Below are 14,818 nucleotides of genomic sequence, written 5' to 3'. Positions count from 1 at the left end.
GGTCGACGTCATCATCGTCGCGCGCGGCGGCGGCGACTTCCAGAACCTCCTCGGCTTCAGCGACGAGCGCGTGGTGCGTGCCGCCGCGGCCGCCACGACGCCCATCGTGAGCGCCATCGGCCACGAGGCCGACCGCCCCCTCCTCGACGAGGTCGCCGACCTCCGCGCGTCGACGCCGACGGATGCCGCGAAGCGCGTCGTCCCGGATGTCGCCGAAGAACTCTCGCGCGTGCAGCAGGCCCGCGCGCGCCTCGGCATGCGGTTGACCGGCCTCATCTCGACCGAGATCGACCGCGTCGGTCAGCTGCGTTCGCGGCCCGTGCTCGCGCAGCGCGACTGGATCGTCGACTCGCGCGCGGAGGAGATCACCCGCTGGGTCGCCCGCGGCACCGACCTCGTCGACCGCATCCTCGAGCGGGCTCACGCCGCGACGGGCGAATTGCGCACGCAGTTGCGCGCCCTGTCGCCCCAGGCGACGCTCGACCGCGGCTATGCGATCGCGCAGCTGCCCGACGGCCATGTGCTGCGCGACCCCGTCGACGCACCCGAGGCAACCGAGCTCGTGCTCACCGTCGCCGCCGGCACCCTCACCACCGTCTCCCGCGGCCCGGGAGCCTCGAAGTAGCCGTCCGCACGCGGAATAGAATGGACACCATGCCCTCCCACGACGACATCGCAGCGCTCAGCTACGAAGACGCGCGCGACGAACTCATCCGCGTGGTCGCCGAACTCGAGCAGGGCGCGTCGACGCTCGAACAATCGCTCGCCCTGTGGGAGCGCGGCGAGGCGCTCGCCGCCCGCTGCGAGGAATGGCTCATCGGAGCGAAGGCCCGTCTCGACGCCGCGCGCGCCGCTGCGGCAGACGCATGATGGCGAAGAACACCGCGCCCCGGGTCGTCGCCCACCTCGGCCGCCCCGAGACCCCCGAAGAGACCGCGGCCCGCAAGGCCGTCGACTCGCGCAACCACCGTCAGCGCCAGACGGTCTCGAACCTCATCTACGCACTCATCGCGACGCTCGGCCTGATGATCTTCATCGTGCTCATCGTTCCGCGCAGCGACACCCCGATCGAACCGATCGTCGACGTCGCCGCGGTCGCCCAGGGCGCGTCCGTCTCGACGGGTCGTGACCTCGTCGTACCGTCCGTGCCGCAGGGGTGGCGTTCGAACGCCGCCGAGCTCCGCACCACGGCCGACGACATCCAGGCCTGGTACGTCGGCTACCTCACCGCCGACGACGAGTACATCGGTCTCTACCAGGGCTTCGAGACGAACTCGACGTGGGTCGCCGAACGCCTCAACAAGACCCTCGCCGTCGGCACGGTCGACATCGCGGGCGTCGACTGGACGGTCTACGACAACCGGAAGTCCTCGGCGGATGTCGGCAACGCCCGTTACGGCCTGGTGACCGAGGTCGGCGACGAGACCTTCATCCTCCTCGGCAGCGCCGAACCGATCGAGTTCACCGAACTCGCGACGGCCATCGCCCCCTCGATCACTGAACGACAAGGAGCATCATCGTGAGCGCCAGGCCCTCCACCCCCTCCGAGACCTGGCGCGAGCTCCGCCGCGGCAACGAGCGCTTCATCGCCGGCACGCCCCAGCACCCGCGTCAGGACGTCGAGTTCCGCCGCGACACGGCCGGCTCGCAGCGTCCGCTCGTCGCGATCTTCGGCTGCAGCGACTCGCGCCTCTCGGCCGAGATCATCTTCGACGTCGGCCTCGGCGACGCCTTCGTCGTGCGAAACGCCGGTCAGGTCATCGCCGATGACGTCGTCGGCTCACTCGAGTACGGCGTCGGGGTCCTCGGCGTCCCCCTCATCCTCGTGCTGGGTCACGACAACTGCGGCGCCGTGCGTGCCGCGATCGACTCCCAGGCCGCCGACGCCGCTCCCCTGCCGCCCCACATCCAGGGCATCGTCGACCAGATCGTGCCCGCCGTGCGCCGCGTCTCGGGTGGCGAGCACGACGCCCCGATCGACCCCAGCGACGTCGACGCCGCGTACGTCGGCCGCGAGCACCTGCGCAACACCGTCGCCGAGCTTCTCGAGTCGTCCGAAGTGATCAGCGACGCGATCGCAGCGGGTACGCTGGCTATCGTCGGTGCGAACTACCGTCTGGTCGAAGGACGCGCCGAGACAGACATCGTCATCGGGCACATCTGATCGACGCGCGCGACGACCTCGCGCGGCCGATCGACGTGCCGAAGCACTGAAAGGGACACAGCGTGGTGGACACCGCCGACTACCGTATCGAGCACGACACGATGGGCGAGGTCCGGGTTCCGGCCACGGCCCTCTACCGCGCGCAGACCCAGCGCGCCGTCGAGAACTTCCCGATCTCGGGCTCGGCTCTCGAGCCCGCTCAGATCGCCGCTCTCGCGCGCATCAAGAAGGCAGCGGCCGAGGCCAACGCCGAGCTCGGTGTTCTCGACCCCGCCATCGCCCGCGCCATCGCCGATGCGGCCGATGAGGTCATCTCGGGCCGTCACGACGCGCACTTCCCCGTCGACGTGTACCAGACCGGTTCGGGCACGTCGTCGAACATGAACATGAACGAGGTCCTCGCGACGCTCGCGACCGAGAAGCTCGGCAGCGCCGTGCACCCGAACGACCACGTCAACGCCTCGCAGTCGTCGAACGACGTCTTCCCGACATCCGTTCACATCGCCGTCACGAGCGCGCTCATCGACGACCTCATCCCCGCTCTCGACCACCTCGCCGTCGCCCTCGAGGCGAAGGCCGAGGCCTGGGCGGGCGTCGTGAAGTCGGGCCGCACGCACCTCATGGACGCCACTCCGGTGACCCTCGGCCAGGAGTTCGGCGGCTACGCGCGCCAGGTGCGACTCGGCATCGAGCGCGTGCAGTCGGCGCTCCCCCGCGTCGCCGAGGTTCCGCTCGGCGGCACCGCCGTCGGCACGGGCATCAACACCCCCGCCGGCTTCCCGCAGCTCGTCATCGAGCTGCTGCAGCGCGACACCGAACTGCCCATCACCGAGGCCAAGGACCACTTCGAGGCTCAGGCCAACCGCGACGGTCTCGTCGAGGCGTCGGGCGCGCTCCGCACGATCGCGGTCAGCCTCACGAAGGTCTGCAACGACATCCGCTGGATGGGCTCGGGTCCGAACACCGGCCTCGGCGAGCTGCACATCCCCGACCTGCAGCCGGGATCGTCGATCATGCCCGGCAAGGTCAACCCCGTCATCCCCGAGGCCGTGCTCATGGTCGCCGCGCGGGTCATCGGCAACGACGCGACCATCGCGTGGGCCGGCGCGTCGGGTTCGTTCGAGCTCAACGTGCAGATCCCCGTCATGGGAACGGCGCTCCTCGAGTCGATCCGTCTGCTCTCGAACGCCTCGCGCGTGCTCGCCGACAAGACCGTCGACGGCCTCGAGGCGAACACCGAGCGCACGAGCGCACTCGCGGGCATGTCGCCCTCGATCGTGACCCCGCTCAACAAGGTCATCGGCTACGAGGCGGCGGCGAAGATCGCGAAGCACTCGGTCGCCCAGGGCATCACGGTGCGCGAGGCGGTCATCGACCTCGGCTACGTCGAACGCGGCGACCTCACCGAGGCTCAGCTCGACTCGGCTCTCGACCTGCTCGCGATGACGCGTCCGCCTCAGGCCTGAGGCGGGGGCCGGGCACGAGCGCCCGGACGATCGCGACGATCATGAATGCCGTTCCGGCGAACCAGTAGACCTCGGCCTGCCAGGAGCGTGTGCCGACCATCGGCGGAACGGTGTCGGAGATCGTGTTGCCGAGTGAGAACGTCGACCAGCCCTGGAAGAAGATCACGACGGAGGCCAGGGCGAGGCCGAGCACCACGAGGCGATTCGGCGTGAGCCAGCGGCCGACGCCGCCCGTCCAGGGAACGAGTGCGACGGCGAGCACGAGCAACGTGACGATGCTCCAGAACGCCGCCCAGACGACGATCATGATGATGCCGCCCGCGCGCTCGGCGGGATCGAGGAGCGCGTAGATGTCGGCGAGCGTGGAGTCGGGCGCCATGGCCTGCGGCGAGAGCACGAGGGCGTCGTAGAGGCCGAAGGCGATGACGACGGCGAGACCTGCGGTGACGGCGATACCCGCCCACCGGCGGGCACGTGGTGACGGCGGCGTGCCGACGTTCCGCGCGCGGGGCTCGGCCGGCGGCCTCAGCAGCCACCCGATGAGCGCCGTGATCGCGCCGCCCACGGAGACGAGGATGCCGATCGGGAGGGTGATGATGAGACCCACGAGGTCACGTGAGTCGACGAGGGCGAAGAGCACGACGCCACCGACGCTGGCGATGAGCGTCCCGGACACGACGACCATCATTCCGATGCGCGCGACACGGTTCGTCGTCCACGACGCACGCAGCAGTATGACGATGCCGGCGACGTAAGCGACGCCGATCGCGATCAGCACGATCGCGCCGATGACACCGCGCACGCCCGTTCCCGCGATCAGCCCTCCACCGAACCAGACGCCGCCGAGCGCGACGATCGAGGAGGCGACGAGCGCGACTCCCCAGCGGGCGCGGCGGCGGGCGAGCTCGTCGCGCTTGCTCTCGGTGACGGACACTCCGGTCATCCTCTCTCCCCTGTTCGCAATTCAGGTCTGCACACGCGTGTCGCCCCCGCGAGGCCACTCGCGAGGGCGACACACCGTGCGTCGACCTGAATTGCGAACGTTACGCGAGCTCGGTGCCGTCGAGCATCTCCGACACGAGAGCGGCGATCGCCGAACGCTCCGAGCGCGTCAGTGTGATGTGCGCGAAGAGCGGGTGACCCTTGAGCGTCTCGATGACCGAGGCGACGCCGTCGTGACGGCCGACGCGCAGATTGTCGCGCTGCGCGACGTCGTGGGTGAGCACGACGCGCGAGTTCTGGCCGATGCGCGAGAGCACCGTCAGCAGCACGTTGCGCTCGAGCGACTGGGCTTCGTCGACGATCACGAACGCGTCGTGCAGCGATCGACCGCGGATGTGAGTGAGCGGCAGCACCTCGAGGATGCCGCGTTCCACGACCTCGTCGAGCACGTTGTCGGAGACCACGGAGCCGAGCGTGTCGAACACCGCCTGACCCCACGGGTTCATCTTCTCGCCCTGATCACCCGGGAGGTAGCCGAGCTCCTGACCGCCGACCGCGTAGAGCGGCCGGAACACCATGATCTTCTTGTGCTGCTGCCGTTCGAGCACCGCCTCGAGGCCGGCGCACAGCGCGAGCGCCGACTTGCCGGTTCCCGCGCGGCCTCCGAGGGAGAGGATGCCGACCTCGGGGTCGAGGAGTAGATCGATCGCGAGTCGCTGCTCGGCCGAACGCCCGTGCAGGCCGAAGACGTCGCGGTCTCCGCGCACGAGTCGCACTTCTCGATCGCCGACGACGCGAGCGAGTGCCGAGCCGCGGTCGGAGTGCACGACGAGCCCGGTGTTCACCGGCATGTCGGCGGCGGCCGCGAGCGTCATCCGCTCGTTCTCGTAGAGGGCGGCCATGTCGTTCGCCCCGATCGTGGTCTCGGCCATGCCCGTCCAGCCCGAGTCGACCGCGAGCTCCGCGCGGTACTCCTGGGCGTCGAGGCCGATCGAGGCTGCCTTGACGCGCAGCGGCAGGTCCTTCGAGACGACCGTGACCGCGAGACCGTCGTTCGCGAGGTTCATCGCGCACGCGAGGATGCGGGAGTCGTTGTCGCCGAGCTGCAGACCGCTCGGGAGCACCGAGGGGTTCGAGTGGTTCAGCTCGACGCGCAGCGAGCCGCCCTCGCCGACCGGGATCGGGAAGTCGAGACGTTCGTGCTGCACGCGCAGCTCGTCGAGGATGCGGAGCGCTTGACGCGAGAAGTAGCCGATCTCGGGGTCGTTGCGCTTGGACTCCAACTCGGTGATGACGACGACCGGCAGGATGACGGCGTGTTCGGCGAACCGGAAGAGTGCCTTCGGGTCAGACAACAAAACCGAGGTATCCAATACATAGGATCTCTCGGTCTGGGGTGTTCCCGCTTCGGCCTCAGGGCTGTTCTGGCCCTTCAGGCGTGATGCGGATTTCGGCGATTCGAGTGAGGTCACGACCACTCCCACCCCGAGCAACTGCTCGGCTCTTCTCCGAGTGGCCACGAGGCTGGGATACGAGCCGGTGACCGTCTCGATCGGACGCCTTGTCCGATGCCTCGAACGCTACGACTCTTCCGGCGGAATCCGAGAACCGACACGCGGAGGAAAACGCGCCGTTAATCTTCGGGACACGGATGACGGGTGCAGGGGCTCCTGCTCAGTAGTTCGCCGCGCTGCCGAACGACACGAACGCCGCGCGCAGCATGTCGATCGTCTCGCTCGACGTGCCGGCGTGGATCGAGAGGCGCACGGTGCCGAGCCGCGTCGTCGCCGTGACGCCGTGGTTGTGGAGCGATGCCGTGAGGAGGGTGAGCTGCTCGGCGGGCGGGTCGAGCACGACGATGCCCGCTCGTTCGCGCTCGGCACGCGACGAAGCGATGGGGATGCCGAACTCGTCGGCGAGATCGATGACGCGGCTGACGGCGAGCGCCATCGCCGCGTTGATGTCGGCGACCCCGACCTCGGCGATCTCCTCGAGCGTCGCCGCGAGGCGTGCGGCGGCGATCGGGTCGGGATTGCTCGTGAGGTACGCGTGCGCGAGACCGCTCGGCGGCGGCACGTGGCCCCACGGCTCGACCTCGTCGGTGCCGCCGTAGCCCGAGAACACGGGTGTGAGCGACTCGAGGGCGCGGTCGGAGAGCGCGAGGAAGCCCGTGCCCCAGCCCGCGCGGCACCACTTCTGCCCGCCCGACACGACGACGTCGGCGAGGCCATAGGGCGCGTCGACGACGCCGAAGCCCTGGATGGCGTCGACGATGAGGAGACGGTCGCCGATCACCTGACGGATGCCCTCGAGATCGCACAGGTACCCCGTGCGCGCGTCGACGAGGCTCACGGCGACCGCCGCGGTGTTGGACTCGAGCTGCTCGCGCACGCGGCCGGGTGTGACGTGCCCGTGATCGGTGTCGAGCCAGACGGGTTGCACGGTGTGCAGCGCCTCGCGCGCCCGGGAGGCGGCGATGGGGAGGCTCGGGAACTCGTCGGGCGAGAGGAGCACCGACCCGGTGAGACCGAACATCGTGTGCAGGAGCCCGGCCGTCGTGTTGGGCTGGGCGACGATCGCGTCGGGACGGAAGCCGGTGAGCACCGACACCGCCGTGCGCAAGCGCTCGTCCTGCTCGGCGAAGACACCGAGACTGCCGTGACGCACGCGAGCGAGCGAGTCGTTGAACACCCGCGCCTCGATGGCCGCCGATTCGGCGAGCGGACCGAAGCGGCCGTAGTCGAGGTAACCGGGTTCTTCGGCGTACCCGGCGAGATAGCTGTCTGGGATCACCGGCCCATTGTGGCAGAGCCGGCCGTCACCGAGTACGACGAGTTTCAGCCGCCGAAGCGGCGGTTGCGCTTCGCATAATCGCGGAGGGCACGCAGGAAGTCGACCTCTCGGAGGTTCGGCCCGAGCGCCTCGACGAAGTAGAACTCGCTGTGCGCCGACTGCCACAGCATGAAGTCGCTGAGGCGCTGCTCTCCCGAGGTGCGCACGACGAGGTCGGGGTCGGGCTGGCCGCCCGTGTACAGGTGCTCGCCGATGAGGTCGGGCGTGAGCCGCTCAGCGAGGTCCTCGAGGCTCCGCCCCTCGGCGTGGTGGCTCGCGACGATCGAGCGCATCGCGTCGGTGATCTCCTTGCGCCCGCCGTAGCCGACGGCGAGGTTCACGTGCAGACCCCGGTGATCGTGGGTGCGCGCCTCGGCGGCGTCGAGAGCCGCGACGAGCGGCTCGGGCAGACCGGCGTCGGACCCGACGTGCTGAACGCGCCAGTCTCGGTAGTGCGAGAGCTCCTCGGCGAGTTCGGCGATGATCTCGATGAGGTCGGAGAGCTCCGAATCGGGTCGGTTCGTGAGGTTGTCGCTCGAGAGCAGGTAGAGGGTGACGACACGGATGCCGAGATCGTCGCACCACTCGAGGAACTCGCGCATCTTCGCGGCCCCGGCGCGGTGCCCGTGCGATGCGGTCTGATAGCCGAGCTGCTTCGCCCACCGGCGGTTGCCGTCGATGATCATCGCGACGTGACCGGGCAGGGTCGCGGGGTCGAGGCCCCGGCGGATCCTGCGCTGGTAGAGCCGGTAGAGCAGACCGCTGCCTGGGGACCCGTCTGCTGAACTCACGGCACTACGCTACTCCCAGTCGGCCCCCGTCTCGCGGTCGTAGGGTGTATCCATGAACGTGCCCCCCACACGAGAACCGGACGACGTCGGCGAATCGCTGCAGCGCCCGGTGTCCGAGCTGTCGCCCGCCGATGCCGCCGTCGCTCGTGACGACCGTGAGGGGCCCGATCTGCCGCACATACCCCTCCTCGATGCGTCGCCCGCGAACGCTGCCGAGGTGCGGCCGACGTGGCGCGGCTGGATCCACGCGGGCACGTTCCCCGTGGCCATCGCCCTCGGCATCGTGCTCATCAGCCTCGCCGACGGCGCCCCCGCGAAGTGGGCGTCGGCGGTCTTCATGCTCACGTCGCTGCTGCTCTTCGGCAACTCGGCGCTCTATCACCGCTTCGACTGGAAGCCGCGCACGAAGATCCTGCTGAAGCGCATCGACCACGCGAACATCTTCCTGCTCATCGCGGGCACCTACACCCCTCTCGCGATCCTCGCGCTCCCGCCCGAGAAGGGCATCCTGCTCCTTGTCCTCGTGTGGGCGGGTGCGCTCATCGGCATCGGCTTCCGGGTGTTCTGGATCTCGGCGCCACGCTGGCTCTACGTGCCGATCTACATCGCGCTCGGCTGGGCGGCCGTCATGTACCTCGGCGACCTGCTCGCCGTGAGCGTCGCGATGATGGTGCTCATCGTCGTCGGCGGTCTTCTCTACACGGGCGGCGCGATCGTGTACGGCATCAAGAAGCCGAACCCGATTCCCGGGGTGTTCGGATTCCACGAGATCTTCCACACCTGCACGGTGCTCGCCTTCCTCTGCCACTGGACGGCGTCGCTCCTCATCGCGATCGCCCCCGCCTACAACGTCGGCTAGGCGCGGCGCGGTCCGCTCAGGAGCGCGCGTCGCTCTCGGGCTTCTCGGCGGATGACGCGGGCGGGGCGGTCTCGACGCTCGACGCGTCATCCGTCGCCGCGGGCTCGATGACGAGCGGCTCGCTCGACGCCGGCGTCGACTCGACGGCCACGGCCGCAGCCGCCGCATCGCGCTCGGCGACCTCGGCCTGCAGTCGCTCGTCGATCTCGGCGCGGTAGTTCGTGCGACGAACGCGACGGACCATGTCGAGCACGAGCAGGAGCACGGCGACCATGAGCAGGAAGGTGATCACGAATCCCCAGATGCCGGGGGTGACATCGTCGGGGTTGAACTCTTCCTCTGCTGCACGGACGAGGACGGCCGCGAACGGACTGAAGAGCATGGCGGATCACTTTCGCACGGGCGGTTAAGCTGGAACTCCAGCCTAATCGATCCCCGGGAGGTGGCTTCGTGGCCGACGAGATACTCGCCAGCCGGTACGGACGTACCCCGCGGAACGCCAAGCGCGACCGGTGGACCTTGATCATCGTCGCGATCGGCTTCGTCGCCGTCTTCGCGGCGTGGGTCGTGTGGGCCGGGCTCGACGGTTCGCGGCCCACGCTCGAGGCCAAGGACACGGGCCACACCCTGCACAACGACGAGCGCTTCGTCGAGGTCGCGTTCAACCTCTCGGTGCCGATCGGCCGCACGTCCGCCTGCGCGGTGCAGGCGCTCAATGAGGGATTCGTCGTCGTCGGATGGAAGGTCGTCGAATACCCGGCGTCCGATCGATACACGCGCGCACTCGTCGAGAACGTCCGTGTCTCCCAAGAAGCGAACACAGGTTTGATTTACGAGTGCTGGCTCACCTAAACTAGGACATTCGCCCTGACGTTGTCAGGGCGTCACGTCTATCCCGGGGAGTGTTCACATGGCAGAGGAAACGCAGACCACCTGGCTCACGCAGGAAGCGTACGACCGACTGGCCGGCGAGCTCGAGCACCTCAGCACCGCGGGCCGCGAAGAGATCACGAAGCGCATCGAGGCTGCTCGTGAAGAAGGCGACCTGAAGGAGAACGGCGGCTACCACGCTGCGAAGGACGAGCAGGGCAAGCAGGAGGCCCGCATCCGTCAGCTCACCGAGCTCCTTCGCCACGTCGAGGTCGGTGAGGCGCCCCAGTCGAGTGGTGTCGTCGAGATCGGCACGGTCATCACCGCGATCATCGCGGGCGACGAGACCACCTTCCTCATCGGCAGCCGTGAGATCGCCGGCGACTCCGAGCTCGACGTCTACAGCGAGCAGAGCCCGCTCGGCGCCGCGATCCTCGGTCTCAAGGTCGGCGACTCGACGACCTACACCGCGCCGAACGGCCGCGAGATCTCCGCGAAGGTCACGGGCGTCGCCACGTGGGGCGGCCAGTAGCCCGACACGTCCTTCTCGTCATCCCGAACTCGACACCGGTTTCGGATCGACCGACACCTCTGCCGTCTCGTCCCGCTGACCCGCGGGGCGGGACGGCAGATTGCGTGAGAGCACGAGGGAGACGAGCGCGAGCAGCACGATCACGACGAACGACACGCGCAACGACGACACCTGCGAGTCGGCGTAGATCGTCGTGAGGGTTGCGGCATCATCCTCGGAGAGCCCGGCCTTCGTGACGATGGCGTCCACCCCCGCGACGGGAACGATCTCGACCCCGGCGCTCGTCGCCGACGACACGGCGCTCTTCGCGGCGGACGGAAGGTCGCTCGACTGCACGCCCGCGGCGAACGATCCCGCGAGCGACGCGATGAGGACCGAACCGATGAGGGCCGTGCCGAGCGACGAGCCGAGGTTCTGGAACACGCCCTGCAGGCCGCCGACCTCGCTCGTCTCGTTCTCGCCCACGCTCGACATGTTGACGTTGCCGAGCTGAGAGGCGAGCAGGCCGAGCGCCGCCCCGGTGCTGAACATCCCCACTGCGAAAAGCACGTTGCGGAGGTCGAGCGAGAGTGAGGCGAGCAGCACGGCACCGCTCACGACGAGCACGACCTGGGCGATGCGAGCGATGAGGCGGGGAGACCAGCGGTCGGAGAGCCTCGTTCCGACGATCGAGAAGAGGATGAGCGCGATCGAGAGCGGGAAGATCCTGAGACCCGTCTCGAGCGCGTCGAGGCCGAGGGTCATCTGCAGGTAGACAGGGACGACGAAGAAGATCGCCGCCGTGATCGCATACTGCGCCCCGAGCACCGAGAGCCCGGCACGCAGGGGCGTGATCGAGAAGAGCGCGGGATGGATGAGCGGAACCCGGCCTCGCGCGACGAGGTGCTTCTGCCGGGAGACGAACGCCCAGAGCAGTGCCGCTCCCCCGACGACGAAGTACGGCACGAGCGAGAGGCCGAGCGGTTCGATGCTCACGCCGTTGACGACAGGTGGGTGGAGCGGCAGGATCCAGCCCCACGTCTTGCTCTGCAACAGGCCGTAGACCACCGCGACGAGGCCGACCGCCGAGAGTGCGACGCTCACGAGGTCGATCCCGGTCTTCTGCGGCCGGCTCGGGTCGGCGACGAACCGCGCCGCGAAGAGCACGGCGACCATGATGACGACCTCGGCGAAGAACACGTAGCGCCAGTCGAAGTACGTCGTGACGAACCCGCCGATGAGCGGACCCGCGGCGACCGCGGCTCCGGACACGGCGCCGATGAGGGCGAACGCGGTGACCCGATCCCGCCCCGTGTAGTTCGTCGCGATGAGGGCCGCGATCGCGGGGATGACGAGTACGGCGCCGAGCCCCTCGATGACCGACCACCCGAGGAAGAGCGTTGTGATGTTCGGGCTGAGGCCGGTGATGAGCGAGCCGCACGCGTATACGATCGATCCGACGACGAATGCCCTCCGCCGGCCCCACACGTCGCCGAGCTTCGCTCCGAGCAGCATCGCGGCTGCCATGGTGAGCGTGTAGAACGTGATGGCGCTCTGCATCGCTGCGACGCTCGTGTCGAGGTCCTTCACGACCGTCGAGATCGACACGTTCATCACGGTGCTGTCGAGCACCATCACGAACTGCGCAGCGCCCAGCACGATGACCGCGATCCACTTCTTCATCACAGAGCTCCCGTCGAGCGGGCCCGGTCTGAAGACGTGGTGCCGGAGCCGTTCACCGCGAGTATGGCACTCGCGATGCACGCTCGGGAAGCAGACTCATCCTCAGCGGTGGATGCGCGGCTCGTATCCCGCGTCGCGCAGTACTTGCATGACGTGCTCACGGTGCTCGGGGCCACGCGTCTCGACGCTCAGTTGGATCTCGACCTCGCTGATCTTGAGGTCGGCCTGGTGCCGCGTGTGCAGCACCTCGATGACGTTGGCGTTCGCTCCCGCGAGCAGTTCGGCGATGAGCGCGAGCTGACCGGGGCGATCGGGCAGGCCGAGTCCGAACGTGAGGTAACGGTCGGAGGCCGCGAGACCGTGGGCGATGACGCGCTGCATGAGCAGGGGGTCGATGTTGCCGCCCGACAGCACGACGACGATGGGGCCGTCGGAGTCGATGAGCCCGGCAAGGAGGGCCGCGACCGAGACGGCGCCGGCGGGCTCGACGACGAGCTTCGCACGCTCGAGCAGCATGAGGAGGGCGCGCGCGATGTCGTCCTCGGAGACGGTGACGATCTCGTCGACGTACTCGCGGATGATCTCGAAGTTCAGCTGCCCCGGTCGGTAGACGGCGATGCCGTCGGCGATCGTCGGCACGACGGGCACGGCCTGCGGCTCGCCCGCTTCGATCGACACGGGGTACGGGGCCGCGTTGGCGGCCTGCACGCCCACGATGCGGATCGTGCGCCCTTCGCGCTCGGCCCGCTGCTTCGCGGCGCTCGCGACGCCCGATGCGAGGCCGCCTCCGCCGATGGGGACGACGATCGTCGCGACATCCGGAACCTGGTCGAGGATCTCGAGGCCGAGCGTTCCCTGCCCCTCGACGACGTCGATGTGATCGTACGGCGGGATGAGGACCGCGCCCGTCGCAGCGGCGAAGGCCGCGGCCGCTTCGAGGGTCTCACCGATCGCGTTGCCGCTCAGCACGACGTCGGCGCCGTATGCCCGCGTCGCCTCGAGCTTCGGCAGGGCGACGCCGACGGGCATGAAGATCGTGGCGGCGATGCCGAGCTCGCGTGCGGCGTAGGCGACGCCCTGGGCGTGGTTGCCGGCCGACGCCGCGACGACGCCGCGTGCCTTCTCCTCGTCGCTCAGCGCGGAGATGCGGTTGTACGCGCCGCGCAGCTTGTAGGAGCCCGTGCGCTGCAGGTTCTCGCACTTGAGGAACACGGGCGAACCGAATCTCTCGGCGAGGTAGCGCGAGCTCTCCATGGGCGTGCGGCGCGCGACGCGCTCGACGACGGCTCGCGCCGCCTCGAAGTCGGCGAGGAGTGGTCCGGTCATTCGTTTCCGTCCTGCGAGTAACCGGGCCGCTTCTGCGGGACGGTGTGCCAAAGGGCCGAGTTCGGTGGCTCGGTGAGGGGTGGAGCATCGGGTTTCCAGGCGCCGCTCGCGATGTAAGTGATGATCACGTTGAGGCATGCGGCGACGGGCACGGCGAAGAGGGCGCCGGGGATGCCGGCGAGGAACGACCCGGCGGCGACCGCGAGCACGACGGCGAGGGGATGCACCTTGACGGCCGTTCCCATGATGAGCGGTTGCAGCACATGGCCCTCGACCTGCTGCACGAGCAGCACGACGCCGAGCATGATGAGCGCGATGACCCAGCCGTTGTAGACGAGGGCGACGAAGACCGCGAGGGCGCCCGTGGCGACGGCGCCGACGATGGGGATGAACGATCCGAGGAACACGAGGATCGAGATCGGGATGGCGAGGGGAACGCCGAGGAAGAACGCGCCGAGACCGATGCCGATGGCGTCGATCGTCGCGACGAGGATCTGCACCTTGACGAAGTTCTGCAGGGTCGTGAACCCGGCGGTGCCCGCACCGTCGACCGCACGTCGGGCGCGACGCGGGAAGATGCGCACGACCCACTGCCAGATGCCGCGGCCGTCGATGAGGATGAAGAGCGTCGCGAAGAGCGCGAGCAGCATTCCGGCCAGGAAGTGGCCGAGGCTCGATCCGAGCGAGAGCGCCCCCGTCACGAAGACGCCGCTGTCCTGCTGCACCGTCTGCACGATCGACGCGAACGCCTGGCTCAGTTGCTCTTCGGTGATGTGGAGCGGCGATGCGAGCAGGGCCGCCTTGATATCGGTCCACGCGACGACGCTCTGGGCGGCGAGGTCGGAGGCGCCGCGCACGATCTGCCAGATGCCGAGGGTCAGGAGGCCGCCGACGAACGCGAGCGTGCCGACCATCGCGACGGTGACCGCGAGCCATTTGGGCCATCGATGCCGCTGCAGGAACGTCACGAACGGCACGAGAAGTGCACCGAGCAGGACCGCGACGAGGATCGGGATGACGATGAGCCGGAGCTGCACGACGAGGAAGATGACGACCGCGAGCACGGCTCCGACGAGCAGGAGGCGCCACGACCAGGCCGCGGCGAGACGCATGCCGAACGGAATGCTCGTCTCGATCGTCGGGGTCTCGGCGGCAGAAGCCTCGTCGTCGGTCTTCCGGCGCGCGCCGAGGAGTCGTACCCGCTTCGGCTTGCCGCTCTCCGTCACCGGTTCAGTCTACGACCGGGCATATGCCGAAGACCCCATGCGCCGGCAACTCTCTCCCGTCCGACGTCTCACGCCCTCGAGTACCCGTCTCGGCGTCACGAATGTGCTCTTCACGCGCATCGAAGAGCACATTCGTGACGCCGAGACC

At 68.8% G+C, this 14,818-nt stretch carries 16 protein-coding genes; 8 read left to right on the top strand and 8 right to left on the bottom strand.

Features of this window, described 5'->3' with window-relative positions:
• From xseA to BJ972_RS16915, 5 genes are all read left to right on the top strand, one after another.
• The coding region (gene xseA / locus BJ972_RS16935) for an exodeoxyribonuclease VII large subunit (protein WP_179419962.1) at nt 1-625 on the top strand (625 nt) is incomplete at its 5' end.
• 20 nt (nt 626-645) lie between these two features.
• Nucleotides 646-870, top strand: a complete 225-nt coding sequence (locus BJ972_RS16930; RefSeq protein WP_129176011.1) for an exodeoxyribonuclease VII small subunit — start codon at nt 646-648, stop codon at nt 868-870.
• The gene (locus BJ972_RS16925; RefSeq protein WP_129176013.1) at nt 870-1,523 is read left to right on the top strand and encodes a DUF4245 domain-containing protein; all 654 of its coding nucleotides are present in this window, start codon (nt 870-872) and stop codon (nt 1,521-1,523) included. The genes BJ972_RS16930 and BJ972_RS16925 overlap by 1 nt, the downstream gene beginning before the upstream one ends.
• A complete protein-coding gene (locus tag BJ972_RS16920; protein WP_129176015.1) occupies nt 1,520-2,164 on the top strand; it encodes a carbonic anhydrase in 645 nt (214 codons plus the stop codon). Before BJ972_RS16925 ends, BJ972_RS16920 begins: the two co-directional genes overlap by 4 nt.
• Before the next feature lie 101 nt (nt 2,165-2,265).
• The gene (locus BJ972_RS16915) at nt 2,266-3,630 is read left to right on the top strand and encodes a class II fumarate hydratase (protein WP_218851494.1); all 1,365 of its coding nucleotides are present in this window, start codon (nt 2,266-2,268) and stop codon (nt 3,628-3,630) included.
• Here BJ972_RS16915 and BJ972_RS16910 read toward each other — a convergent pair.
• The 4 genes from BJ972_RS16910 to BJ972_RS16895 all read right to left on the bottom strand — a co-directional run bounded on the left by BJ972_RS16910 (nt 3,566) and on the right by BJ972_RS16895 (nt 8,195).
• Nucleotides 3,566-4,564, bottom strand: coding sequence for a hypothetical protein (locus BJ972_RS16910; protein WP_129176019.1), 999 nt, complete (start codon nt 4,562-4,564; stop codon nt 3,566-3,568). The two genes, BJ972_RS16915 and BJ972_RS16910, sit on opposite strands and share 65 nt — an antisense overlap.
• Nucleotides 4,565-4,673: 109 nt before the next feature.
• Nucleotides 4,674-6,008, bottom strand: coding sequence for an RNA 5'-3' helicase PhoH2 (phoH2, locus tag BJ972_RS16905; RefSeq protein WP_129176183.1), 1,335 nt, complete (start codon nt 6,006-6,008; stop codon nt 4,674-4,676).
• Between the two features lie 238 nt (nt 6,009-6,246).
• Complete coding sequence (locus BJ972_RS16900) at nt 6,247-7,365, bottom strand: aminotransferase class V-fold PLP-dependent enzyme (protein ID WP_129176021.1); 1,119 nt, start codon at nt 7,363-7,365, stop codon at nt 6,247-6,249.
• 44 nt (nt 7,366-7,409) lie between these two features.
• Complete coding sequence (locus tag BJ972_RS16895; RefSeq protein ID WP_129176023.1) at nt 7,410-8,195, bottom strand: isoprenyl transferase; 786 nt, start codon at nt 8,193-8,195, stop codon at nt 7,410-7,412.
• Nucleotides 8,196-8,247: 52 nt separating this feature from the next.
• Here BJ972_RS16895 and trhA point away from each other — a divergent pair, with 52 nt between their 5' ends.
• Nucleotides 8,248-9,054, top strand: a complete 807-nt coding sequence (gene trhA / locus BJ972_RS16890; protein WP_129176025.1) for a PAQR family membrane homeostasis protein TrhA — start codon at nt 8,248-8,250, stop codon at nt 9,052-9,054.
• A gap of 16 nt (nt 9,055-9,070) precedes the next feature.
• Here trhA and BJ972_RS16885 read toward each other — a convergent pair whose 3' ends face one another.
• On the bottom strand, nt 9,071-9,436 hold the full coding sequence (locus BJ972_RS16885; protein WP_129176027.1) for a hypothetical protein: 366 nt from the start codon (nt 9,434-9,436) through the stop codon (nt 9,071-9,073).
• Nucleotides 9,437-9,504: 68 nt separating this feature from the next.
• Here BJ972_RS16885 and BJ972_RS16880 point away from each other — a divergent pair, with 68 nt between their 5' ends.
• Together BJ972_RS16880 and greA are read left to right on the top strand one after the other, a co-directional pair.
• Nucleotides 9,505-9,906 (top strand): DUF4307 domain-containing protein, encoded by a 402-nt coding sequence (locus tag BJ972_RS16880; RefSeq protein ID WP_164989963.1) that lies wholly within the window; start codon nt 9,505-9,507, stop codon nt 9,904-9,906.
• A 58-nt stretch (nt 9,907-9,964) separates the two neighbouring features.
• The gene (gene greA / locus BJ972_RS16875) at nt 9,965-10,456 is read left to right on the top strand and encodes a transcription elongation factor GreA (RefSeq protein ID WP_129176031.1); all 492 of its coding nucleotides are present in this window, start codon (nt 9,965-9,967) and stop codon (nt 10,454-10,456) included.
• Between the two features lie 18 nt (nt 10,457-10,474).
• Here greA and BJ972_RS16870 read toward each other — a convergent pair whose 3' ends face one another.
• From BJ972_RS16870 to BJ972_RS16860, 3 genes are all read right to left on the bottom strand, one after another.
• Nucleotides 10,475-12,118, bottom strand: a complete 1,644-nt coding sequence (locus BJ972_RS16870) for an MFS transporter (protein ID WP_179419961.1) — start codon at nt 12,116-12,118, stop codon at nt 10,475-10,477.
• 102 nt (nt 12,119-12,220) lie between these two features.
• Entirely contained in the window at nt 12,221-13,444 is a 1,224-nt protein-coding gene (gene ilvA / locus BJ972_RS16865; RefSeq protein ID WP_129176035.1) for a threonine ammonia-lyase, read from the bottom strand.
• On the bottom strand, nt 13,441-14,670 hold the full coding sequence (locus BJ972_RS16860; protein ID WP_241830851.1) for an AI-2E family transporter: 1,230 nt from the start codon (nt 14,668-14,670) through the stop codon (nt 13,441-13,443). The genes ilvA and BJ972_RS16860 overlap by 4 nt, the downstream gene beginning before the upstream one ends.
• Between the last annotated feature and the right edge of the window lie 148 nt (nt 14,671-14,818).

Source organism: Agromyces atrinae (genome assembly GCF_013407835.1).
Classification (GTDB): Bacteria; Actinomycetota; Actinomycetes; order Actinomycetales; family Microbacteriaceae; genus Agromyces; species Agromyces atrinae.
Note: the sequence above shows the minus strand (reverse complement) of the source record. Positions and strands in the feature narration are given on the sequence as shown.

What these genes read in the sequence shown, in the direction of transcription:
- ilvA (WP_129176035.1), bottom strand. Translation starts at nt 13,444, where the DNA reads ATGACCGGACCACTCCTCGCCGACTTCGAGGCGGCGCGAGCCGTCGTC.
- BJ972_RS16925 (WP_129176013.1), top strand. Translation starts at nt 870, where the DNA reads ATGGCGAAGAACACCGCGCCCCGGGTCGTCGCCCACCTCGGCCGCCCC.
- BJ972_RS16870 (WP_179419961.1), bottom strand. Translation starts at nt 12,118, where the DNA reads ATGAAGAAGTGGATCGCGGTCATCGTGCTGGGCGCTGCGCAGTTCGTG.
- greA (WP_129176031.1), top strand. Translation starts at nt 9,965, where the DNA reads ATGGCAGAGGAAACGCAGACCACCTGGCTCACGCAGGAAGCGTACGAC.
- BJ972_RS16885 (WP_129176027.1), bottom strand. Translation starts at nt 9,436, where the DNA reads ATGCTCTTCAGTCCGTTCGCGGCCGTCCTCGTCCGTGCAGCAGAGGAA.
- BJ972_RS16915 (WP_218851494.1), top strand. Translation starts at nt 2,266, where the DNA reads ATGGGCGAGGTCCGGGTTCCGGCCACGGCCCTCTACCGCGCGCAGACC.
- trhA (WP_129176025.1), top strand. Translation starts at nt 8,248, where the DNA reads ATGAACGTGCCCCCCACACGAGAACCGGACGACGTCGGCGAATCGCTG.
- BJ972_RS16930 (WP_129176011.1), top strand. Translation starts at nt 646, where the DNA reads ATGGACACCATGCCCTCCCACGACGACATCGCAGCGCTCAGCTACGAA.